This window comes from Streptomyces sp. NPDC001135 (assembly GCF_053598395.1).
In genome coordinates, this window is record NZ_JBSFKD010000038.1 from 71,345 (window position 1) to 93,544 (window position 22,200).

Below are 22,200 nucleotides of genomic sequence, written 5' to 3' on the forward strand. Positions count from 1 at the left end.
CCACTCACACAGATCGGCCGGAACCCCCTACCAAACAACTCATTGACCGTCTCCTGATGCTGATCAGACGTCAGGTTGTGCCGAGCCTCCACCGCCGGACCATCCTCCTGCAGCCAGATGGAGGCGAAGCGAGGCTCATTGCCGTAGCCGCTGACCCAGATGGGTCGGAACCCCCTGCCAAACAACTCGTTGACCGTCTGCTGATGCTGATCAGAGGTCAGGTTGTGCCGAGCCTCCACCGCCGGCCCGCCTTGTTGAAACCAAACCGAGGCAAACCTAGCAGCACCCGCCTGCGCCATCTTGGAAACTCCTCCCGCAACCAGCCTCTTCGGATACTTCCCGGACTTTGGGTGATCGACTGTCGGCGCACACGATGTTAGTTACATGAGTTCTCGAATTCCTGCACTTGTCGTTGAAGACCTCGGTGTCGTCGATGACCGTTCCTTCGAACGGGCGGTAGAACTCCTCGAGGCCATGTCCGGCACGCGCCATCGAGGTGTACTCCGAATGCGCCCGCCAGCAGGCCGCCAAAGCTCGAAAAGGGGATCCGCAGCCCGGGCCTCGGACGCTCGTGTGGCGGTCTGACCGGCAGAATCCACCTCGCCCCCGACGGCATCGTCCGCCCGCTCGCCTTCACCCTCACGGGCGGGAACAACAACGACTGCACCCAGTTCACCGCCATCGCGGCCAAGTCCTACCAAGCGGCTGTCCGCCCTCGCATCGCTCCTGACGTGGGCGATACGCGCAAGAGCGCACCAGCGGTGTCCGCCGTTCTCGGTAAAACTGGCACGATTAGTCATATCCTGGCGACTCCTTGTCATGTATACCTACATGACCAACGATCAGGCGTTAACCCATTGCACAATCGTCCCGCCGCACATGCTCGAGCATCTCTCACGAGCGGCGGACCCAGAGCTTGCCGCCCCCGCCCGTACTACGTTGGAACACGACGCCTCCGTGCGTACCAAGCGCCGCCTGACCGCCGTCCTCGGGGCAGCAGAGGCCGTCGCGGGCGAGGCCGGCGCCGACCGGCCGCAGCGCACCATCGACGACGCGCACCACAAGCAGACCCTGCCGGGCACGCAGGTCCGCATCGAGGGTGGCCAAGACAGCGAGATCCCCGCGGTCGATCAAGCCTACGAAGGTCTGGGTTACACCTTCGACCTGTATCTGAAGGCGTACGGCAGGAACTCCATCGACGGCAGGGGACTGCCCCTGATCGCCACTGTGCACTATGGCGAGATGTACGACAACGCCTTCTGGAATGGCGAGCAGATGGTGTTCGGCGACGGGGACGACACGATCTTCCTGAACTTCACCAGCTGCTACGACGTCATCGGCCACGAACTGACGCACGGCGTCACTCAGTACACGGCGAACCTGGAGTACTACGGGCAGTCCGGCGCGCTCAACGAGTCCGTGTCGGACGTCTTCGGAAGCATCATCAAGCAGTGGGCGCTTGGCCACACCGCCGAGAAGGCCGACTGGATGATCGGCGCCGACCTGCTCGGCCCGACCGTCCGCGGCTACGAGAACCATCCAAAAGGCCTGCGCTCGATGAAAGCCCCCGGAACGGCCTACGACGACCCGCGGCTCGGCGGCAAGGACCCGCAGCCCGCCTCGATGGACGACTACATCAAGACGGCCACCGACAACGGCGGCGTGCACCTCAACTCCGGTATCCCCAATCATGCGTTCTACCTGGTCGCCACAGCCCTCGGCGAGTACTCCTGGGAACGCGCCGGACAGATCTGGTACGACACGCTCACCGGCGGGCGGCTCCCATCCAACGCGGACTTCGCGACGTTCGCAGCACTCACGGCGACCGCCGCCAGGCAACGCTACGGGGACGGCGAGGAGTACCAGGCGGTACTCAAGGCGTGGTCGCAGGTAGGCGTGCCGACCAACGGAATTGCGTGATCTTCAGCGATCATCCAAGTGGACGCTGTGCGATCCGGGCCGGGTGCACCGCTTCTGGGCCGCCACTGTCGCCGCGGGCCTGCCGACGCTCCCCCGGCGGAGGCCGCTTCGGAGGGTACCTCAGCGGCGTGGGGTCTGCCGGCCCGGTCTCGAGTCAACGGAGCGGTTGCTGGGCGCACTGCGCGAGACCGGTCCGGATACCTGTTGCTGGACGTGGATCTCCGCCGCCGCTTCCGACGAGGCTCCGGAGGCGAATGGCCGCGGGTGACGTGATGCCGGTCATCACGTCATGGGGCTTGCCCAGCCGATCAACGCTCCGTTGAGCATGTGCAGCGTCGTACCCACCGCCAGCAGGGCGGTGCGCGGGCTGAGTGGCCGGCAGCCGAACCGGGGCAGGGCATGCCGATCGGCCCACCATGCGCGCAGCCGTCGCCTCTGGCTTTGTGCGCAGTGGCTGTTGACGGCGTCTGCTGCAGGAGTGAGGGATGGGTGCACCCGGCTGTGAGGGCGGCTCGGTGCCCATGAACTCGGCCGCTTACCTGCAGATCGTGTTCCTGCTGACACTGAGAAGACGCGCTACATCGGAAGGGCGCCGCTCATCCGCGCCTTGCCCTGGCGTTCGGTCAGCCGGGAGCCGGACTCGCGGCGGGCGGCGCGGCGCAGCAGCGGGACGGCGAGCAGGAAGCCGACGACGGCCCAGCCGGCCAGCACCAGCGCGACTGTCGGCAGCTGCCAGGAGCCGGACGGCTCCGCGGCCCGCGCGGCGTCCGGCAGCAGGGCCGAACGCACGCCCTGCGCCATCCACCGGAGCGGGAAGACGGACGCCACGTCCTGCACCACCCCCGGCAGCCGGCCGATGGGGAACATCGCCCCCGACGTCACCAGCAGCGCCATCACGGGCAGCATGACCATCGCCAGCGCCTCGCGGGCGTTGGGCAGCACGGCCCCGATGGCCGCGCCCAGCGGTACGACGGCGAGCAGCCCGAGGGCGATGACCCATATCAGCGTCAGCCAGCCGCCGGGGCTGTGCGGCAGCGGCCCGTCCACGAACAAGGCGGCGGCGCCCAGCAGGACAGTGATGATGCCCATCGCCATGGTGACGATCAGCACGGACTTGGCGACCAGATAGGCCGGTATGCCGCCGGGCGTGGCCCGCAGCCGCAGCAAGGTGCCCTCGTCGCGCTCGGTCACCAGGATCTGCGGGAGGTTGATCAGCCCCACCTGGAACACGACATACGCGGTGAACCCGGCGATCGTCAGGTGTGCGACGGGGGTATGGGTACCGGGCAGGTCGTCATGGATGAAGGAGGCGACCACCAGGGCGACCACCACATTGCTGAGATGGCTGACGAACTCCTTGCGGTTGCGCAGGAGATGACGCACCTCGATACCGCCGCGCCGCAGCCCGGCCTGCCATGAGCGCAGCCGCCGGCCGCCGGTGCGGTCCGGCCCCGGGTCGCCGGTGGCTCTGCCGTGAGCGCCGTCCGTCGCGCCGGTCCCGCGCCGCGCGGTCCTGTGCCGCACCGCTGTCATGTCCGTCTCCCTCATACGGATCGTTCCTCCCCTGCCCGGGCGCCCACCAGGGCTGTGTTGTCGGTGGTTGCGGCGTCCGCGGCGCTCCGGGCCCCCGTGGTGGCGCCGGCGAGCTCGTGCACCATGTGCAGATAGGTGTCCTCCAGCGTCGGGCGGCGGACCTCCAGGTCGGCGATCGGCGCGTCGGCCGCGCGGTGCAGCTCCCAGACCAGCAGGGAGGGATCCGCGGTGCGTTCGCGGCGCGGCACGCCGTCGGGTTCCGTCCAGCGGACCTCCGCCTGGGCGGCGGCCCGCCGGGCGAGCTCGGCAGGTGTGCCGCAGACCCGGATACGGCCGTTGACCAGCATCGCTATCCGGTCGGCGAGACGCTCGGCCTCGGCCAGGTCATGGGTGGTCAGCAGGATGGTGACGCCTTCGTCGCGGGCCAGCCGCTCGACCAGGTCATGGAACTCGCGCCGCGCCTCGGGGTCGAAGCCGGTGGTGGGCTCGTCCAGGAAGAGCAGCTCGGGGCGGCCGACGATGCCGAGCGCGACGTCGACGCGCCTCCGCTGGCCGCCGGACAGCTGGTCGACCCGGTGCCGGGCTCGGTGGGTGAGACCGACCAGCTCCAGCAGCTCTTCCGCGTCGCGCGGATCGGGGTAGTAGGTCGCGAAGTGCCGCAGCAGTTCGGCGACCTGCCAGCGGCCGTGGTCGCGCCACGACTGGAGCACCAGGCCGATCCGGCCACGCCAGGCGTCGTCTGCGTGCGCCGGGTCCTTGCCGAGGACGCGGACCTCGCCGGCGGAGCGCTCCCGGAAGCCTTCCAGGATCTCGACGGTGGTGGTCTTCCCGGCGCCGTTGGGGCCGAGCAGGGCGAAGACTTCCCCGCGGTGGATGTCCAGGTCGACGCCTTGGAGCACCTCGGTGCTGCCGTACGACATCCGCAGCCCCCGTGCGGAGACGACCGGTTGGCGGGAGCCGGCTGCTGCGGCGGGGGTTCTGGTCATCGGCTCGCCTCCGCGTGCTGCTGTTCGGGTGCCGTCTGCTGCGCCGCCGCAGGGCCCGTGCCCTCGACGATGGCGCGGAGAGCGGTGACATGGCCTTCGAAGGCGGTGCGCCCGTGGGCCGTCAGCCGTACCTTGGTGCGGCGTTTGCGCCCGCCGCCCTCTTTGCGGATCTCCAGATACTCGGCCTCCTCCAGGGTGTGCAGCTGCTTGGAGAGCGCGGAGTCGCTGAGCGAGAGGCTGTCGCGGATGAACGGGAAGTCGGCCCATTCCGTGGCGGACAGCAGGGCCATGATCGACAACCGGGTGGAGGGATGGATCAGTTCGTCGAAGCCCGCGGGGGTGCTCATGGACCCGTCTCCTCGTGAATGGCTTGTGTGGCGTGGCCGCGCAGCGCGCGTTCGCGGAGTGGGCTGACCGCCCAGCGGTTCGCCGGTCCGGTGAAGAGGACGAACACGGCAGCCGCGACGGTGGCCGTGATCAGGCTCGGGCAGGGCAGGGCGAGTGACTCCGCCAGGTGGTCGGAGAGCAGGATGGTGCCGCCGGTGACACATCCGCCCGCGATGAACGTGGCGAAGCTGCGCCAGCTGTACCGGGAGTGGTGCAGCCGCACCCGCGTGCGGCGGCTGTGGACGACGGCCAAAGTGCCCAGGGTCCCCGCATAGGCTGCGAGCATCAGCCACAGGCCCCACGCCGGGAGCTTGAGCCCCATGCCGGCAAGGAAGACCCACATGATCGCGGCCGTCATGTAGGTCGCCTTGCGATCACCGTGCGCGCATCGCTCGATCTCGTCGTACACCCGCTCCTGCGGCACCCGGATCCGCTGGAGATCCTGCCAGGCCCGCTCGGCATCCACCGGTGTGGTCATGCCACCGCCTCCCCGAAGACGTTTGGACTGCCGGGGCGCGCCGGACCGGATCAGGCCGGACCGCCCCCGCGTTGACTTGCCTACCAGGAAAGTTAGCGTTGACTTTCCCGGCAGGCAAGTCGAAGTGACACCGCCGCACCCGGTGGCCAGTGCTGTGCAGCGAAGGCCCACCTCTGGTCCGCTGCCCGCCTCGGCCGCCGATGAGGTCATCGCCTGGACAGCGTACGAGTGAGGCCGGTGGCGATGGTGGTGGCGAGGACCCAGCCCGAGGCCATCAGCGCCGCCGCGAGCCACTGCTGCCAGCCCGTCGGGCTGAAGGCCTGCTCCTGCCCGAAACCCACCACAGGGACCAGCAGATCCAGCGCGTAGAGGAAGGCATTGAACGGCGGAGCCTCGCTGGGCTTCACCGCGGGTGGATGACGGACGTCGAAGGCGATCGTTGCGACCAGCAGTAACAGCACGAGCCATCCCGCAGCGCGGATCGGGCGATAGCCGTAGCCCACTGTCCAGTCTTGGATGTGGCCCCACAGGCGCACGGCGGACGGCTGGCCGGCGCGATGGGCACGGCACTTGGCCAGCAGGACCTCACGCGCCGCGGCATCGTGGCCCTGCCGGGAGTACGTGGCGGCGAGTTGCTCGTAGGGCTGTGGCAGGTGGCCACCGATTTCCTTGGACAGCCAGGCAAGCCGGTCGTGGAGGGGGAACGGTGCATCCAAGTGGTCGTACACGAGACCGTCCAACCGCAGGTCGTCGGGCCAGCAACCGGGGGTGTCGGCGAGTACGTCGATCTGGGAGTGCCGGATGTCGACGGGACCGTGCAGCTGGGTGCGCGCATCGGTCTTGACCACACCTGCTCTGATCCTCCTCACTGACAGCGGGCCCTCGATGGTCGCCCCCTCCAGGCACAGCGCGCTTGCCGTGCGGCTGCCGGAGAGCGAGACCCGGCCGTGCGAGAGGAAGCCCTCGCAGCAGTCGAGTGCGCCGCCAACGGTCAGGCCCCGTGCGGTCAGCGTGTTGCCTGCTGGGTTGGTCAGACGGGCTCCGTGAAACTCGGCGCTGGCCGCCACACTGGCGTCCGTGAGGACGGCATGCCCCTGCGAGACCAGGTTGCCGCAGTACAACCGGCCCAGGACGTGTAGTCGCCGGGCGGACAGGGTCTCGCCTTCAGGATTGTGGATCCGCGCGCCCGCGAGATCGGCCGAGCCACTGATCCGCGTGCCCTCAAGGCGTACCTCTCCGAGGGCGGTAAGGCCGGAAGACGCGAGGTCACCACCGATGTGGGCGAGCGCGGCATCAAGGGCCCGTTGACCGGTGGCGTTGAGTGTCGCGTCCTTCAACACCAGCGGACCGTGCACGGTGGCTCCGGTCAGTGTGACTGGTCCGTCGGCCGTGAAGCCTGCGTCCAGGGCGAGGAGTCCTTCCACCTGCAGGCGATCGGCGTTCAGAGCCGCACCCGAGGAACGGGAGAGCTTCGCACCGCTCAGCAGGCAGCATCGGGAGATCTTCGCGTCCTGCAGTCTCAGTTCGCCCAGCGATCGCAGGGCGTGCCCAGACCGTCCGAGGGCGTTGCCGCAGAAGAGGCCGGCGGCAATCACGAGGCCGTCCCCGTTGAGAGTCGCACCGCCCGGGTTGGTGATGCGGGCCCCTTCCAGAACCAGGGTCCCGCCGACCCGCGCGCTCCACATCAGCATCTCACCGTTGACGATGGCGTCACGGCAGATGATGTCCCGTTCCACGAGCAGACTGTCGGCGTGAAGGGCGGGAGCGCCCCGGACCGACATTCCCGTCAGGTCTGCCGTACCGGTGATGTGGGCTCGTGTGAGACGCAGTGCACCGTCGCTGCGGCACTCCGCAAGACGCAGGAGGCCGTCGACGCGCGCGTCGCAAAGCAGCAAGCCGGGCATCTGTGAACCGCTGAAGTCAACCCGTCTGGTGCGGGCACCCTCCAAAGCGGGCCTTCCCTGGAACATGCAGTCCCTCAGTGTCAGGGCGTGAGGCACATCGCAGCCCGACAGATCAAGATTCCCCCTCACCACCGCGCCGCGCACTCGCAGGGCAGGCACATGTCCGGGCTCGGGCTGCCGCTCGCCGAGGAGAAGGCGTGTTATCACCTCAGCCCGTACGCCTGCGGACTCGCGAGAAACTCCGCCGAGGTCGACCAGCTCCCCCCTGGGAAAGGCGTCCCACAGCATCGCTTCGGCCTCGGACAAACCAGGGCTGGACACGGGCACTCCCCCACACGTCCGCTCTATCCGCTCGAACCGTCCCTGCAGTGAGATGCGTGCGCGGTTCGCCCCGGTTCCTGCGGGGAGGTGATTACGGCGTCATCACCTCGCGACTGAGCCTGAGGCACCAACCAACCGTTCTGGGGGCCTGTCTTCAGTCGTCATCAACGGGCGTTCAGGAGTCTGCTGGAGTCGCCGAGGGCCGTCACGCAGCAACGCCCCACCACACCGCCCACGGTACGAATCCGACCGCGGCCAGCCCGACCGGGGTCAGGCGCAGCCAGAGCGCCCAGGTCGGCGTCGGTCGTCGGCGTCGGAGTGCGGCTACCGACACACAGGCGGACACCACCACGGCGACGGCGAGCCCCTGCACCACCAGCCACAAAGCCGGACGGCCCCACACAACGGGCGCCGCTGCACCGTTCCCCGCCACGAAGACGGCGAGCGGGCAGGTCACGGTCGCCGCGACGGCCAGCAGGCCGAGCCCGGCCAGCCACCGCACCGGGCGCAGGACCGGCCCCCGGCGCAGGAGGGCACCCAACGGATAGGCGGCGAAGCCGAGGAGCAGCAGCGCCGGGGCGAGCCAGGCGTACCAGACGTGTCGCGGTACGGGGGTGGTGGCGAGCGCCTGCCCGGGTCCGGGGGCGGCGCTCGACGCCGGTGGGTGGCCGGCGGCGACGGCCCGCACCCATGAGGTCATGGTCCGCGCATAGGTCGGGGTCAGCTCGCCCAGCTTCTTGCCGTGGAAGAGGGGGCCGCCGATCCGGTCGAACCCGTCCGCCGTGCGGTGCCCGTTGTGCGCGCCGCCGGCGACGAAGCCGATGACGGCGTGCCGGTTGCCTGCACGGGCCAGGGCCTCGCGGAAGATCCGTGCGCTCTCCTGGGGCGGCACCTGTGTGTCGTGATCGCCCCACAACGCCAGCACCGGCGTTCGGTGGAGCCGCTCCAGCACCGGCAAGGGGGCGTAGCCGGCCGCGGGGAACAGACCGATCGAGGCCATGAACTGGGTGGCGGGGCCGGCCAGGGTGCGACGGAACGGTCCACCCATCCCCTGGTGGCGCAGATGCACGGTGAGGTTCCAGGCCTGGGTACGCAGCGGGTCGTAGCCGGACCCGCCGATGGTGACGACGAACGCGACGTCCGCCGAGCGCGACGCGGCCAGCGGCGCCACCCAGCCCCCCTCGCTGAAACCCCACAGCCCGACCCTGCGCGGGTTCACCCCGGTCCTGGACCGCAACAACCGCACTCCGGCGAGTGCGTCGTCGGCCAGCAGGCCGAAGTCCCGATGGAGCGGGGAGTAGCCGACGGTCCGTTTGTCGTAGACGAGCATGGTGATCCCGGCCCCGGCGAACGCCTCGGCCTCCTGCCGGTACTCCTCCCGGGGCCCGGGGCCCGAGCCGCCGACGAGTACGATGCCGGGTCCCGGCCTGGGTGTTCTGGTCCTGCTGAGGATGGTGCCGTGCAGGACAAGCCCACCGCCGCCCCGGAAGGTGACCTCCTGGCGGACCAGCCCGTTCCCGTCGGCGTGCGCCACTGGTGCGGCCAGCAGGAGCAGGGCGCCGGCCAACGCCCCGGACAGGGCGGCCAGCACGCCGCGTATCAGTGATGCGGACGTAGCCGAGAGCAGCACGGCGAGTGTCCCCCTTCGTCGTCGGTCGGGCCGCGCGGTCAGTCGGTCTCGGGAATTCCCAGCAGCCGGACGAGCACGGTCCGCGCCTCGGGCGCGTCTGCTCGTTCCGGGGTCGAGTACCGGTAGAGGAGCGCGATGTACTCCTCGAAGAACGCGCGGAGTTGGCGGGGGTCGACCCGGAGTGTGGCGCGCGAGAAGAGTGCCGCGTCGGCCCAGGGCCCCAGCGTGGCGCGCGCCTCCTCGAACCGCCGGGCGGAGTCGATCAGTTCGGCGAGGTTGAGACGATGCATCTCGGTCAGCGCCTCGCGCATCTCCGGCGTCTGTCGGCTGTACGGCGGGAACCGACGGTCCGCCGGCACTGCCCGCCACCACCGCTCCCTCCCCTTCGCCAGCTCCGGGACCTCCTCGACGAAGCCGTGCTTGGCCAGCTGCCGCAGGTGGTAGCTGACCAGCCCCGTACTCTCGCCCAACTCGCGTGCGAGCGCGGCGGAGTTGCGCGGCCCCCGGCGCAGGCATTGCTCGATCTTCTGGCGCATCGGGTGCGCGAAGACGCGCAGTGCCTCGACATCGGTGATCTCTTGGGCGGGCGGTTGTTCGGCCACGCCAGAAGGCTATGAGTTGCAAAGAGCATTTGCAAGGAGCCCTTGCAACTCTCGGATGCGGACCGAGTCACCACCTCGCCGTACAGCACAGACCAGGAATGCCGTAACTCACCGAGACGGGGCGGGAGTTCATCGGACCGTTCCTGCCGGTCACCGAAGGGCCGGGAACGCTGGTGGTGCTCTCTGCTTCCGGTCGAGCGGAGAACGCTGCGGATGATGGAGACTCCAGGCCGTGGAGAGCTCGGTCGCCGAGGAGGGACTCAGTCCGCATTCACTCGTAACGCAGGCGCAGTGACTCCCGTTCGACCTCCTCGATCTGGTCGACGGTCAGACCCGGCAGGTTCAGCTGGGCCAGCGTCACCTCGGCGCTGGTCGGTGGGGCGTCGGCAGGCACCCACTGCTCCGGTCGCCAGGCGTTGGCGCGCATCAGCGACTTCGGGCAGTGCGGATAGACCTGCTCGACATGCACCACAATCGCCGTGACCGGCGGTTTGCCGACGGGAGTGAGTTGGGCGAGCAGCTCGGGGCGCGCCCGAAACGCAGGCGCGGCCATTGACGCGCAGCGGTGGTCGGGCGGCCTGGGATGAGGAAGAGCAGTCCGACGCGTCCGGTCTGCAGCACGTTGTGCATGGCGCCCGGGCCTCCTCGGTCAGGCGGTCGATCTCCTTGCGGAGCGAGTTCGGGTTCGGCTGCGGGTGGAGCTCGCGCAGCAGGTCCGGGCTGGTGAGGGCGTCCGTCCGGAGGTGTTTGAGCGTCGGTCATCTGTCACCTGGCTCGCCGCTCTGCGACGGCATACCCCCTGCCCCTCACCCTCCACCGCCTTGAGGGCGAGCCGCAATACCGGCTGTTGGAGATGCCGGCACGCTGTGGCGGGCCCTGCGCCGCCGTTCCAGCCGTCGGCACACCGCGAATCCGGCGGTGGCGAGGATGAGGTACGCGGGTATGAGCAGGATCGCGTCCGGGGTCGTCTGGTCAGCGGACCAGCCGGCATCGCGCTTGTCGCCCTCCAGCACGACGCGGTTGACGGTCAGGAAGGTCAGATGAGTGCCGATGGCGGCCCACAGCGGAGCCGAGCCCAACGCCGTGCGGGCCGCGACGAGGGTCAGACCGAACACCGAGACAAGGATCAGGTAGTCGACCGGGGGCTGCCCATCGGGCGCGATCCCCACCGGCACGGGCTCAGCGCCGAGCAGGCGCGCGGTCCCGGCCTGCACCAGGGTCGAGGTCCCCGGCACCAGCAGGAACACCGCCGTCGTGCCGAGGGCGGTGCCCGTGCCGCCGAACCGCTCGCGCAGCCAGGCCCAGCTGTGGCCGCGCAGCGTCGTCTCCTCCGGCAGCGCCTCAAGCAGGAATGCGACCATGCCGTTGGAGACGACGAACCAGGCGAGAGCGGTGGGATCGGGGCGCGTCCAGCGCAGCATGCCCGCGGCGGTCCCCGCACCGAGGACGAGCGCAGCCGCCACGGCCGTCACCCCCACGCCCGTCAGGAAGGCGCGGAGGCTCGCGGTCGCGCTGCCGAATCCGAGCCACTGCAGCGGTCGGCGGTCGCGGCGCGCGGCGAGGAGGACGCAGGGAACGGCGCATGCGGTGACCAGCGCGGCCGGTATCAACCGCGCCGTGAGACCAGCGGCTCCGGCGGCGTCGGCGGCCGACGAGCCCAACACTGTGCCGACACCCAACGACGTGGCCATGATGAGGCCGCCGATGACAGCCCGGCCCAGGACCTCGGCGCGTGAGGGGGCGGGCGTGCCACGGCGGGGTTTGGTAGAGCCGGCGTCCACAACAACTCCTTGGCGGTTCCTTGTCGGACACTCTGGTGGGTCAGGTGTCCACGGCCGTGGCTCAGCCGCCGCTGTGTGCGGTCGCGTCCGCCTCCGAGGCTGAAACCCGGTGCGGGGCCTGGCCTTTCCGCCATCCTCATCGTCCGCGTGGACCAGAACCTCATGTCTGCTGATGAATCACCTGTACAACCTTCGATGTACTCGGTGATCACGGTTGCCGCTCCAGAGCTGACGAGCGCCGCAGACGTTGCGCACCTGGCAGCGGCGGTTCGAGCAGGAGGGCATGTCCGGTCCCAGGGCCCGCGCGGTGAGCCCGGCGCTCACCGGCGCGCTGCGCCGTTACTGGCCCAGCACGCTGCGGCAATGCGCCCAGGCCGACTCGGACAGCAGAGGCCGCCAGCCGGTGAACAGGTCGAGCAGGTGTGACCCGTAGCGGGAGCGGACCTCCGGGCTGACTGCGGCGATGTCCAGCTCGTTGGCGGCGGTGAGCTCGGCGAAGTCCCGACGCGCCTCGACACTTGGACGCGTCCGTGTGCCTGTGAAGCGGTCGACGAACACGCCTTGGTCATCGCTCAGCCCACGGTACGAGGACTCGCGGTCGCATGAGGCGTAGAAATAGACGAGTGCTTCGGCCTCGGTGCCGATCGCCTCGACCAGTTCCGCCCGGCGCCCCAGGTCCAGCAGCGCGACCGGGAAGCCGTCGGTCCCGTAGAACGCGTGGCACAGCCCGGCCGACACCAGCGCCGGGCGAGCACCCCAGGAGGCGAGAAGGGCGCTCACTCGCCGCAGGTGCGCCAGCAGTGTGCCGCCCGGATGCTCGATAGCCTCCGCTCCGGCCGCCTGCAAGATCGTCAGTGCTTCTGCGGTCATCTCGACATCACCCGTCCGAACCGTCGCCGTCCGCTTCCAGGGCACCCATGATCGCTGGACGCGAAGCCGCCGGCCACGCTGCCATCGCGAGACCGGCCGGCGCGCCAGGCTGCCGCTTGTCACTTCGCGATCAGCCGGGAGCCCGACGAGTCGTGGGAAATGCGTCAGCGGGTGGTGGCGGAGGCGCCGCCCTGCTCGGGGTCGCGGCCACCCGGTGACTGGTCGCTGTTCCGGCGTCAGTCCAGGAGCAAGGGCTGGGGCAGGTCCGCCGCGGGATGCATACGCAGGAGCGTGTGCAGGACGCCTGCGAGGCCGGACATGAGGCTGGGTGAGAACGCCTCGCGGGCCAGACCGCCGACGGGGCCGCGTTGTTCGAGACCAGTGAGGATCTCCGCGTCGAGGTCCAGCGGGTCGCCGAAGCCCAGGGAGGTGAGGAACTCCCAGAGGCCCAGGTCGCCGTGGCAGAGGGTGTGGCTCCAGCCGAAGCCCTCGGTGGCGCAGGCGCGGGCGGCGCGGTGGGCCATGTCGAGGTGGAACGGATCGCCCGTGCGCCGGTGCAGGTCGAGCATGCCGATGCCGATCCCCGCGCTGCCGTGGCACCAGCTGGTGAAGAAGTCCTCCTCGGCGCCGATCCGGACGTCGAGCCAGTTGCCCTGTCCGGGCTGCCAGAGGGATTCCTGGAAGGCGAAGGCTTGCTGAGCGAGGTGCCTCCAGCCGCGGCGTTCGGCCATGGAGCCGGCGTCGCTGAGGGCGAGCCGGGCCAGCGCCCAGCCGATGCCGGTGGCGCCGTGGGCGAAGCCGCCGATGCCCTCGGGGTTGAGCCGGGTCGTCCAGCGGGCGCCGCTCGCGTCGAGCGTGGCCAGCCCGGTCAGCCGGCGCCCGATGTGCGCGGCGGCGCCGAGCCACCGGTCCTGCCCGGTCGCGGTGGCCAGGCCGAGCAGGGGGACGATCGCGCCGGCGACCCCGTTGAGGAGGTCCACCTCGACGTCCTCCTCGACCAGCGGAGCGCCCTCGGCGAGCAGCTGCGCCCGCTCGGCGGCCCGCTCCAGCAGCCGGCCCTCACCGAGCACCCGGTGCAGCGCCAGCCAGGTCCACACCTGGGAGGCGGCACCGCTGAACGCCCCGGCCGACGGCGTCGGCGTGCGGTCCTCGGTGCCGAGCAGCACGCGCAGGGCGCCCTCGAACGCTTCGGCCACGCCCGGTATGTCGTCGGCCCGGCCGGCCCGTACCTCGGTCACGTACTCCGCGAGCGTCAGCGCGACCCCGCCCTGCCCGGTATAGAGGTCGGCGGGCAGCACCCGGATGGACCATCCGGCGGGAGTGAAGACGGGGCTGATCCAGGTGACCGTACCGTCCGCGCCGCGCACCGCGCCGTCGCACAGCCGCCGTACCATCTGCGCGGCCAGGTCCCGGCGGCGCCGGTCCCGGTCGCGGGCGTGCGGGTCGCGGGCGGCGGCCTGCACCCGGGCGGGCAGCGAACGCTCGTTGAGGTAGGCCCCCACCAGCGCGTCCTGGATCACCGCCTCCTCCAGCGCCAGATCGGCGGTGCGCCAGTCCTCGACCGTGTCGCGTACGGCGGTCGCGTCCACCTCGAAGGTGAACATCGGTACGTCGCCGGCCAGCAGGTCCGCGATCTCGCTGTCGATGGTCGCGCGGTCGGTGGGCGCACCGGGCAGCACCTCGGCGTTGCGCCGCAGGATGTCCCGGGCCCGCTCGACGGCTGCCGCCTCGTCGTGCAACGACGCCGGATGCCACAGCATCCGTCCGATGTCGACGTACGCCTGCGTGGGCCTCCGGATACGCCGCGCCCGGGTGCCCTCGAAGCGGCGCAGCAGCCGGTACGGGTCCTGGCCGGGCCGGTGCAGGTGCGCGGTCATCTCGCGGAAGCCGGCCAGGATCCGGTCCCAGTACGTGCTGAGGACCGGCGTGGGACCGGGGTGGTTGCCGGTGCGGGGCATCGCCACCAGGTCCACCTGGAAGCGGGCCGCCGCGGTGCCGCCGTCCGCGATCACCGGGTTCGGGATCAGCGGCTGCTGACCGGGCAGCGCCCCGACCCCGGAGATGTCCACTCCGCCGAGCGCGAACCCCGTGCCGCGCACGGGCAGCAGTCCGGTCCGCAGCACCGTACGGCGGATCGCCGCCGCGGCCACGTCCACCGCGTCACCCCGGTCGCTGGGCGGGAACGGCGCCGGGGCGTCGAAGAGTGTCTCGGCGTCCACGATCACCGGCACCGGACCCGCGGCGATCATGTTCTCGGCGTGCATGTCGGTACCGCCGGTGAACCGGAGGACGGCCAGCCAGTGTCCGACACCCCGGTAGAACGCGGCTAGTTCGGCGTCGTCCGCGCAGTACCGGTGGGGCACGAACTCGGCCCAGCCGTACCCCTCACGCGCCAGAGTGCGCGGCACGCGGATGCGCTCGTCCGCCGCCGGGGCACCGGGGAAGTCCGCGAACAGGTCGTCCAGCAGGGCGCCCAGCGCCACGTCGATCCCCGACGGCCGGGGCTTGTACATGACGCTTCCGCCCGCGAAGTCGACCCGGCTGACGGTCAGTCCGCCCCGGTGGCTGTCGCCCGCGCCGAAGCCGACGGCGCGCAGCTCTCCCGGCGATCGGCCCAGCAACGGCGCCAGCACCGCGCGGTCCGCGGCGAGCCGTGTCGCGAACGCCGCCGTCGCCGTCACCGACAGCCGTGCCACGGACGCGATCCGCCGGCCGAGGCTCGGGTACCGGCCGGCCAGCCGGTCGAGGTAGCCGGGCTCGCTGGCCTGCTCGATGAACGCGGACCACGTCTCCCTGTCGGTGACGGCGTCCGCGCCGCTCCCTGCTCCCGCCTCACCTGCCGTCAGGCGCAGCGCGTGCAACTCGATCAGGAACAGGCGGGAGAGCTTGGCGTGCAAGGACCTGAGCAGGGCGGTGTGCCCGGCCTCCAGCACCACGTCCCGTTCTTGCCGGCCGAGTGCGTCCACGCCGGCCAGGCGCCGGGCCAGCTGGTCCCGCCAGGGCCGGGCGATGCCTCGTACGGGTTGGGTGAACCATTCCGCCTCGTCTCGCGTCTCCAGCCCCGAACCGCTCACCGTCCGCCTTCCCCGTGCCGTCGCGTCGCGCCGTCGACGGCGCCCGGACGGAGCGTGGGGAATCGTTTCACCAGACCGGTTCCCCACGCCCCTGCTCGTAGAACCTCACTTCGTGAGAGCTTTCCGCATCCGGAGGCCCTCACAGGGCACCGACCGCCTCAACGGGCGAGGCGGACGTGTCAGCAGCACCAACTGCCGTGCGAACCGCTCGGGCTCGAACAGAAGCCGTAGAGGGAGTCGCTCGGGTCGACGAGTGCGGCCTCGGCGGCCGTGCCGCCGACGTACAGCGGCCCGGCGGGGTTGGACTGGCCGTACGCGCTCTCCGCACCCGACAGCCAGGCTTCGATCACGGCGGTGTGGGACACACGGGTCTGGGGCATGGGTGGCCTCCGGACGTAGGAATGGGGCGGATTGCCCAGCCCTGAGTATGGCCGTTTCCGAACACACGTCAGATGACCGATTCGGCCACACTCATGTGGTGCTGGTGCGGCGCTGCACCGTCTCCGGGGCCGACGAGGGGGTACGACGGCCACACCGTGCAGCGTTTCGGGCAACGGCACGCTCCGGCGCACGCCGTGGTGAGGTCGTGGGAGGTGGCGGAAAGAGGTCTCGACGTCCGTGGGGGTACGTGCGAGGGGAACCTTGATCGATCGCCGGTGCGCCTCGCCGGCCTCAAGGGGTGGTCAGAGGTTGCCCTGACTGCTGGCATCCGATGCGCGCACGACGAGGTGGTCCCAGCCGACCGGGCGGCGGCGCCAGACAGAGGGCTGACGCGCCCGCCTACCCGGAGGCGGGCGCGGGGCAGGAGGGCACCGGAGTAAGGGAGTCGGCCCGGGACAGGTCCACGGTCATGGCGACACCGCCCACCTTCAGCACGACCGTTCCCCGGCGGGCCGAGACGACCTCTCCGCACAGGGACGTCGCGCCCTGCCGGACCAGAAGTCCCGGGGGGTCTTTCGGCGGGGCGTACCAGGTCGTTCCGACCGCGGCGACCAGCAGTGCCGTGCACAGGCAGGTCAGGATCGTCCCCGTGCGCAGGAAGCCGGCGCTGGCCAGTGCCTCGTCGTGGTCCTCGACCTGCAGCGGCCGTCCGGTCACGTCGTCGGCCTCGGACAGCCAGCGGGCGTACGGACGACCGTGCGCCGCGCGCAGCAGGCAGAGGGCGCCCGCTCCGCCCACCGCCAGTGCGGCCAGGAGCAGCAGTCCGACGGCGGCGGACCAGCCGGGGGCGATCTGTCCGATGTCGCTGCGGCCCTTGATCAGGCTGAACCCGACGAGGCCTGCCATGATCGCGCCGAGCCCGTTGCGCCAGGCCACGGCGACCTCACGCACCCGGTCGAGCTCCCGTTCCAGGGCCCGCCGCACCGACCTGGCCCGTCGCAGTTGGGCGGCGGTCGGCGGGGGGCCGGGCAGCAGTCCGCCGCTCATCCGCCCGCTCCGGCCGGGAGCGTTAAGCTCCAGAACGCACCGCAGCCGGGCCTGCCGTCCGGAGAGCCGTCGTACACCGCCTCGGCCGTGCAGAACATCACGACCGGCCGGCCGGGTGCGGGAGCCGCCCCCGTGCCGTCCCGGAACAGTGCTTTCACCAGCGTGAACTCCATCTCCTGAGCGCACCGCGGGCAAGGCCCGGACAGCACCAGCGCGGAGCCGAAGTCCTCCACGGTGAAGGTGGCCGCGGCGCGCTGCGCGAACTGGGGGTCGGTGCCGTGCTGATAGGGCAGGGACGACGCTGTGCTCATCGGTGCTCTCCCGTGGGGTCCCGTCGGGGGTGTCCGTCTGATCGGCCGGTGCCGGCATGGCCCGTGTAGGTGAACGCCCCCCAGTCGGAGAGCGATCCGAAGGGGCGGGCGGGAGCCTGCGAAGGCGGGGTGGGCGGTGTCTCCGTGACGACCGGGCCGCGCAGCACGCGCAGTCGCTTCGCCAGCGCGCCGTGCGGCAGGTCCCGTAGCCCTGTCTGCGCGGCGCGCAGCGCCTCCGCCGGTGCTGTCCCTTCGGCCCACCGGCCCACGAAGTCGGTCATCACCAGGCAGGCGGCGAGGTCGTTGACCGGCCAGGACGCCGACACCACCGCCCGCGCACCGGCCCCGATGAGGGTGCCGGGCAGGCCGACCACCTCGTCGGGCAGCTCCCGGCCGGCCACGGAGGTGGCGCATGCGGACAGGATCACCAGGTCGAGTTCGCCGCGGAGGTCCAGCAGATCGCGTACGGCGAGGCGCGCGCCGCCGCCGAGGACGAGTGCGGAAGAGAGGGGTTCGGCCGGGTCCGTCTCGGCGTGGCAGGCGAAGTGTGCGACGCCGCCGCCCTGTTGCAGCCAGTCCAGCACCCGTTCGGGTGTGGCCGCCTCGTCCACCATCACCAGGGACTCGGCGAACCGGTCGGCAGCCGCCCGTACCTCCCGCTCGGCGAAGGGGAGTTCACGCAGACCCGTGCCGCGCCCCACCGCCACTCCTAGGTACCGGGGCACCCGGGCGGGTCCGCCCGTGGGCAGCACGCGCAGACAGGGGGCGAAGCCGACGGCGTGGCCGTCGAGCAGGAACCGGGCCGGCCGGCCGGCATCGGGTGCGGCATACGCCGTCTGCCAGGGCAGGTGCACCAGCTCCCCCACGGGGATCAGGGTGAACGGCGCGCCCTGCCCGGGCACCACCGCGGCCAGGACGTTCTCCCAGGCCCACCGGGCGAACCGGTCGAGCCGCTCGCTGTCATGCCACGTCCCGTCCCGCCAGGCGGCGAGTGCCCTCGCGCCCAGACCGTCGAGGGGCGTGGCCCGTACGGCCGACTCCGCGACGGTGAAGGCCACGCCTGTTTCGGCGCCCGGAACCAGGTAGATGGCAGTGCCGGTGAGTGCACCCGTGCCGGTCGTGCCGTCCGCCGCCGATTCGCCCAGCCGCAGGCTTTCGGCCAGCAGCAGTGCGCGGGTACGTTCGAGCCGGGTGACCGCGCCCACCAGGTCGCCGGACCGCCAGGCCGCCACGGCCACCGCGGCGGGGAGGCCGCGCGAGGTGCGCAGCCAGGTCTCCTTGGCCGCGCGCTGTCCCTGCTCGGCCACGAGCCGTCCCACCGCCTGTTCGGCGAGGTCGAAGGCGGCCACGGCCTGCGGATGGCGCTCCAGCCGGGTCTGCCACAGGCCCCATTCCATCGCGCCTTCCGCCGCGGCGGCCGGATACCGTTCACGGGCCGCCTCGTAGCCCTGCCGGTACAGTTCCTCGGCGTCTCTCAGCAGCTCCGTCTCGCCGGTCAGCGCCTGGCGCAGTCGGCACAGCCCGGCCAGTACGAACACGGCCGACACCCACGCCCGTGACGCCGGATGGGCCTCGGTACGGGCCGCCTCGGCTTGGGCCGCCGCCTCCTCGGCCAGCGCCGCCGAACCGGTGCGTTCGGCCTGCGCGCCCAGCGCGAGTGCCAGTCCGATGCGGGCGTTCACGGGCGAGCCCGCCTCCGGCCCGCCCTGGCCGGCGGCCTCCCGTTGGGCGGCCACCGCGCGGGCCAGTTCCCGCGGGTCGCCGGTGGCCTCGTAGCGCGCCTGGTGGGCATGGCCGAGGTTGTTCAGGACGGCTCGGCGTTCGGCCGGGTCCGCCGGCCGCGTGGCGGCGGCCAGCAGCCGCTGCACCGCCTCGTCCAGGTCGGCGGCCGCGCCACGCCGCTCGTACCGCTGGTGCAGGGCCACGGCCAGCCCGCTGTGCGCGGTGACGGTGTGCGGCGATCCCGGGCGCCTGCTGTCCACGGCCTCCTGCCACAGTTCGATGGCCTCGTCCAGGTCGCCCATCGAGCCGCGAGCGAGGAACCGCTCGTACAGACCGGCCGCGAGATTCCCCGCTGTCCGGGGCCGGTCGGGCACCCCACCCGGATCGGCGAGCGCCCGCCGCAGCAGGTCCACGCCCCGGTCCAGGGCATCGGGGTCGGAGGTGAGGCCGGCGAGGCGGACCAGGGCGCTGCCCCAGGCGTCGCGGAAGGAGGCGGCCAGCAATCCGCCCCCGGGCGGCAGATACGGTGCCGCCGCCTCCAACCTCCCGCAGGCTTCCTCCAGTTCCACCGCGCCGCCGCCCCCGCCCTGTGCCTGACGGGCGATCCGTGCCTCGGCCGCGGCGGCGGTGGCCGCGGCGTACAGCGGCGACCGGACCCGCAGGGCCGCTGCCGCGTCCTCGGCCAACTCCACGGCCCGGTCGAGCAGTTCCGCCCCGTCGGCCGAATCGGCGGCGGTTTCCCGGAGTACGACCGCGAGGTTGAGCTGTGCTCCGGCGTGCGCGGCGGAACCCTGCGGCAGCCCGGTCAGGGCCCGTTCGAGTGCCGTGCGGGCCCGTGCCAGGTCTTCGCGGGCGCCCAGCAGGCGGTGGCGCTCGAAGTGGGCGATACCGAGGTTCACCGCGCGCGCCGCCGGACTCTCCGCCTGGGCGACCGGCCCCGAGGGGTCGAGCAGCCGGATCACCTCGTCGAAGTCCTCCTCCGACTTCAGCCACACGGCTCGTACGAGCAGGGTACGGGCGAGCCCCTTCTCGGGTGCGGCGCGGAAGCCGGGGTCGTCACCGGCGAGGTCCAGCGCCTGGCGGGCACGGTCGAGGGCGTTGGTCAGCAGGTGTTCGTCGTGGTCGAGTTCGGCCTGTTCGCGCAGGCACTCGCCCAGCACGTCGAGGGCGGAGATCCGGGTGTGGAGTTCCTCAGGGTCTCCGTCACCGGTCGAGGGCGGCGGTTCGCCCGCGGTGTCGAGTTCCCGCTCCAGCAGGGTCCTGGCCGCCTTCAGGTCGGCCGGGTCCCCGCTTGCCGTGAACCGGTCGGTCAGGCACCGCCCCAGGTGCGCCGCGGCCATGAGACGCGGCCAGGTGCCCTCGTCGGCCACGGTCAGTACGGCCCGGAAGAGGCTGATCGCCTGTTGGGCGTCGTCGAGGTCCCCGCGTTCCGTGAACCGGGAGTGGAGGGCGACGCCGAGGCGGAACTCCGCATCGGGCCGGTCGTCGCTGGCGTCGTCGAGCTCCGTCAGGGCGATGCCGAAGTGGTGCACGGTGCCGTCCAGATCGCCCAGCCGCTCACAGACCGCGCCCACCAGGGCGTACCACAACTGCCGTTCCTCCGGAGTGAGATCCTCCGGCGGGCCGGCCGCGGCCCGGTCCCGCACGGGCCCCAGCACCCGGTCGGCGAGTTCCGGGGGCGGAACCCGCAGCTCCGTCAACTCCGCCAGCGACAACCGCACTTCGCTCCCCGCGACGTTCGCACCCCGTCCACGTCCGTGCCGCGATCCTACGGCTCATGGAGGGTCCGCATCGGCCGATGAGGAAAGAAGCACCGATCGCAGGAGCGGGAACACCGTGACTGGAGCGCGAGGGGCGGCGGTGCCGGTTCCTGGGTGCAGGGGGCGCGCTCGGGCCGGATCGGTCATCGGCACAGTCCTCCTCACCGCTCCCCGCCGGTGTGCGCAGCGGACACCTCACCGCCGGCACGAACCCACCGCCCCTCCCCGCAACGCCCGCCCCGCCACCACGTTCGGTGACGGGGCGGGCGTTGCCTTGCCGTGCGAGAGGATCGGCCGTGCGCCGATGTGCGTGGCCGGTCAGGACAACAGGCACGACACACAGGATGCCGACACAACCGACATAACGGTCATCTCACGTGGCGGACATCAGCAAGGGTCCGACGAGGTGCGCGCCGCCGCTCTCTTGCGGGCCGTGGTGACGACGTCGTTGATCCACAGTTCGTCGGCGTGCCCGGCGGCGGCTTCGTCCAGGCGGCCCCAGAGAGACACGCGAGTCCAGGTGATGAAGCGACGGTGCGCCGTGGCGGGCGAGACCCCGAACCACGGCGGTAACTGCCGCCACGTACAACCCGAGGTGAGGACGTAGACCACCGCGGTGAAGGTCTGCCTCTCGTTCAGCGGCGCCGTGCCGCCGCCCTGCCGGCGTCCCGTGAAGCCCGGCAGCAGAGGCTCGACCAGGCTCCACATCCCGTCCGGCACCAGCCGTCGGGCCAGCTCATATTTCATCGTACCCCCCATTCCGCGCACGGCTTTCCCCATTCCGCGCGCCCTGCCTAAAGCAATATCGCCGGGGCCACGTGAGACAAGGATTCACGCGCCCCCCTTGACCGCAACCGTGTTCGACGCGCCGACTATGGCCTTCCCGGGCACGCTTGTCCACCGCTCCCGACCTCCATAACTGAACGTTTGATTCCCCTTGATGAGCAGGGCGGAGACCCCTTCGGCGACTGCCACAGCGACCCCGTCCAGGCCGTTGACATGCCCGTCCCACAGGATGTAAATCTGTCGAGCATCGAATCGGGGCGCGAATCCTGATGTGGTGAACAAGGTCGTTCCGTGAAGCATTCAAAAAGAAAGGCAGGCGTCTTCCCGGTCCCGCTTCCAGGCCATTCACCCATTGCGCGAGCGAATTATTGCGTGGAATTCACGCGCTCATCATGGCCGTGGTGTTTCTTCTCGCCCACTCCCAAGAGCACCCGAGACATCGGGTACGCCGTCCGGATCCCCGGCGGCGCTGTGCACCACTTCGCAGAGAAGGAGATCCCCATGAAGAAGATCGCCGTGCGCAAGGCCGGGACCGTCCGCCTGACGTCCGCCGCCGCGTCCGCGTACTGCTGCGGCACCAACAACGCCTGATCCCAGGCAGGTGCGCGCCGGGCTGCAGCAGGTCCCCGAGCAGGCCGCGCACAACGTACGGCAGGCCGAGCTGAAGCTCCGCGAGGCGCAGGAGGCGCGGGACGCCCAGCACTGGC

At 71.2% G+C, this 22,200-nt stretch carries 17 protein-coding genes and 2 pseudogenes; 2 read left to right on the plus strand and 17 right to left on the minus strand.

The window, feature by feature from the left end; genetic code table 11:
• On the minus strand, window positions 1-299 hold a 299-nt coding region (locus ACWC94_RS34800), incomplete at its 3' end, for a hypothetical protein (protein ID WP_450801276.1).
• Window positions 300-554: 255 nt separating this feature from the next.
• Between ACWC94_RS34800 and ACWC94_RS34805 the strand changes: the two are divergent.
• Window positions 555-681 (plus strand): annotated as a pseudogene (locus ACWC94_RS34805) (IS5 family transposase); the annotation flags it as partial.
• A gap of 150 nt (window positions 682-831) precedes the next feature.
• A complete protein-coding gene (locus ACWC94_RS34810) occupies window positions 832-1,920 on the plus strand; it encodes a M4 family metallopeptidase (protein ID WP_450801277.1) in 1,089 nt (362 codons plus the stop codon).
• Between the two features lie 576 nt (window positions 1,921-2,496).
• On the opposite strand, the gene ACWC94_RS34815 is transcribed toward ACWC94_RS34810, so the two are convergent.
• The 16 genes and pseudogenes from ACWC94_RS34815 to ACWC94_RS34890 all read right to left on the minus strand — a co-directional run bounded on the left by ACWC94_RS34815 (window position 2,497) and on the right by ACWC94_RS34890 (window position 21,454).
• Complete coding sequence (locus tag ACWC94_RS34815) at window positions 2,497-3,468, minus strand: ABC transporter permease (protein WP_450801278.1); 972 nt, start codon at window positions 3,466-3,468, stop codon at window positions 2,497-2,499.
• Complete coding sequence (locus ACWC94_RS34820) at window positions 3,465-4,439, minus strand: ABC transporter ATP-binding protein (protein ID WP_450801279.1); 975 nt, start codon at window positions 4,437-4,439, stop codon at window positions 3,465-3,467. The genes ACWC94_RS34815 and ACWC94_RS34820 overlap by 4 nt, the downstream gene beginning before the upstream one ends.
• The gene (locus ACWC94_RS34825; RefSeq protein ID WP_450801280.1) at window positions 4,436-4,786 is read right to left on the minus strand and encodes a transcriptional regulator; all 351 of its coding nucleotides are present in this window, start codon (window positions 4,784-4,786) and stop codon (window positions 4,436-4,438) included. Before ACWC94_RS34825 ends, ACWC94_RS34820 begins: the two co-directional genes overlap by 4 nt.
• Complete coding sequence (locus ACWC94_RS34830; RefSeq protein WP_450801281.1) at window positions 4,783-5,304, minus strand: hypothetical protein; 522 nt, start codon at window positions 5,302-5,304, stop codon at window positions 4,783-4,785. The genes ACWC94_RS34825 and ACWC94_RS34830 overlap by 4 nt, the downstream gene beginning before the upstream one ends.
• A gap of 206 nt (window positions 5,305-5,510) precedes the next feature.
• Window positions 5,511-7,529: a hypothetical protein gene (locus tag ACWC94_RS34835; RefSeq protein WP_450801282.1), complete on the minus strand. Its 2,019-nt coding sequence runs from the start codon at window positions 7,527-7,529 to the stop codon at window positions 5,511-5,513.
• A gap of 205 nt (window positions 7,530-7,734) precedes the next feature.
• Entirely contained in the window at window positions 7,735-9,159 is a 1,425-nt protein-coding gene (locus tag ACWC94_RS34840) for an alpha/beta hydrolase family protein (RefSeq protein WP_450801283.1), read from the minus strand.
• Window positions 9,160-9,197: 38 nt separating this feature from the next.
• Complete coding sequence (locus tag ACWC94_RS34845; RefSeq protein WP_450801284.1) at window positions 9,198-9,761, minus strand: ArsR/SmtB family transcription factor; 564 nt, start codon at window positions 9,759-9,761, stop codon at window positions 9,198-9,200.
• A 271-nt stretch (window positions 9,762-10,032) separates the two neighbouring features.
• Window positions 10,033-10,504 (minus strand): annotated as a pseudogene (locus ACWC94_RS34850) (pyridoxamine 5'-phosphate oxidase family protein); the annotation flags it as partial.
• A gap of 63 nt (window positions 10,505-10,567) precedes the next feature.
• Window positions 10,568-11,542: a type II CAAX prenyl endopeptidase Rce1 family protein gene (locus tag ACWC94_RS34855; RefSeq protein ID WP_450801285.1), complete on the minus strand. Its 975-nt coding sequence runs from the start codon at window positions 11,540-11,542 to the stop codon at window positions 10,568-10,570.
• Between the two features lie 339 nt (window positions 11,543-11,881).
• Window positions 11,882-12,412 carry a DUF6817 domain-containing protein gene (locus tag ACWC94_RS34860; protein WP_450801286.1) on the minus strand — a complete coding sequence of 177 codons (531 nt, stop codon included), beginning with the start codon at window positions 12,410-12,412 and terminating at the stop codon, window positions 11,882-11,884.
• 236 nt (window positions 12,413-12,648) lie between these two features.
• Window positions 12,649-15,486, minus strand: coding sequence for a type 2 lanthipeptide synthetase LanM family protein (locus tag ACWC94_RS34865; protein ID WP_450801287.1), 2,838 nt, complete (start codon window positions 15,484-15,486; stop codon window positions 12,649-12,651).
• 179 nt (window positions 15,487-15,665) lie between these two features.
• On the minus strand, window positions 15,666-15,866 hold the full coding sequence (locus ACWC94_RS34870; RefSeq protein ID WP_450801288.1) for a DUF6229 family protein: 201 nt from the start codon (window positions 15,864-15,866) through the stop codon (window positions 15,666-15,668).
• Between the two features lie 400 nt (window positions 15,867-16,266).
• Window positions 16,267-16,914 (minus strand): hypothetical protein, encoded by a 648-nt coding sequence (locus ACWC94_RS34875; RefSeq protein ID WP_450801289.1) that lies wholly within the window; start codon window positions 16,912-16,914, stop codon window positions 16,267-16,269.
• Complete coding sequence (locus ACWC94_RS34880; RefSeq protein WP_450801290.1) at window positions 16,911-17,225, minus strand: hypothetical protein; 315 nt, start codon at window positions 17,223-17,225, stop codon at window positions 16,911-16,913. Before ACWC94_RS34880 ends, ACWC94_RS34875 begins: the two co-directional genes overlap by 4 nt.
• The gene (locus ACWC94_RS34885) at window positions 17,222-20,668 is read right to left on the minus strand and encodes a CHAT domain-containing protein (RefSeq protein ID WP_450801291.1); all 3,447 of its coding nucleotides are present in this window, start codon (window positions 20,666-20,668) and stop codon (window positions 17,222-17,224) included. Before ACWC94_RS34885 ends, ACWC94_RS34880 begins: the two co-directional genes overlap by 4 nt.
• Before the next feature lie 426 nt (window positions 20,669-21,094).
• Window positions 21,095-21,454 (minus strand): transposase, encoded by a 360-nt coding sequence (locus ACWC94_RS34890; protein ID WP_450801292.1) that lies wholly within the window; start codon window positions 21,452-21,454, stop codon window positions 21,095-21,097.
• Window positions 21,455-22,200 lie beyond the last annotated feature (746 nt).

What these genes read in the sequence shown, in the direction of transcription:
- ACWC94_RS34810 (WP_450801277.1), top strand. Translation starts at nt 832, where the DNA reads ATGACCAACGATCAGGCGTTAACCCATTGCACAATCGTCCCGCCGCAC.
- ACWC94_RS34815 (WP_450801278.1), bottom strand. Translation starts at nt 3,468, where the DNA reads ATGAGGGAGACGGACATGACAGCGGTGCGGCACAGGACCGCGCGGCGC.
- ACWC94_RS34820 (WP_450801279.1), bottom strand. Translation starts at nt 4,439, where the DNA reads ATGACCAGAACCCCCGCCGCAGCAGCCGGCTCCCGCCAACCGGTCGTC.
- ACWC94_RS34825 (WP_450801280.1), bottom strand. Translation starts at nt 4,786, where the DNA reads ATGAGCACCCCCGCGGGCTTCGACGAACTGATCCATCCCTCCACCCGG.
- ACWC94_RS34830 (WP_450801281.1), bottom strand. Translation starts at nt 5,304, where the DNA reads ATGACCACACCGGTGGATGCCGAGCGGGCCTGGCAGGATCTCCAGCGG.
- ACWC94_RS34860 (WP_450801286.1), bottom strand. Translation starts at nt 12,412, where the DNA reads ATGACCGCAGAAGCACTGACGATCTTGCAGGCGGCCGGAGCGGAGGCT.
- ACWC94_RS34870 (WP_450801288.1), bottom strand. Translation starts at nt 15,866, where the DNA reads ATGCCCCAGACCCGTGTGTCCCACACCGCCGTGATCGAAGCCTGGCTG.
- ACWC94_RS34875 (WP_450801289.1), bottom strand. Translation starts at nt 16,914, where the DNA reads ATGAGCGGCGGACTGCTGCCCGGCCCCCCGCCGACCGCCGCCCAACTG.
- ACWC94_RS34880 (WP_450801290.1), bottom strand. Translation starts at nt 17,225, where the DNA reads ATGAGCACAGCGTCGTCCCTGCCCTATCAGCACGGCACCGACCCCCAG.
- ACWC94_RS34890 (WP_450801292.1), bottom strand. Translation starts at nt 21,454, where the DNA reads ATGAAATATGAGCTGGCCCGACGGCTGGTGCCGGACGGGATGTGGAGC.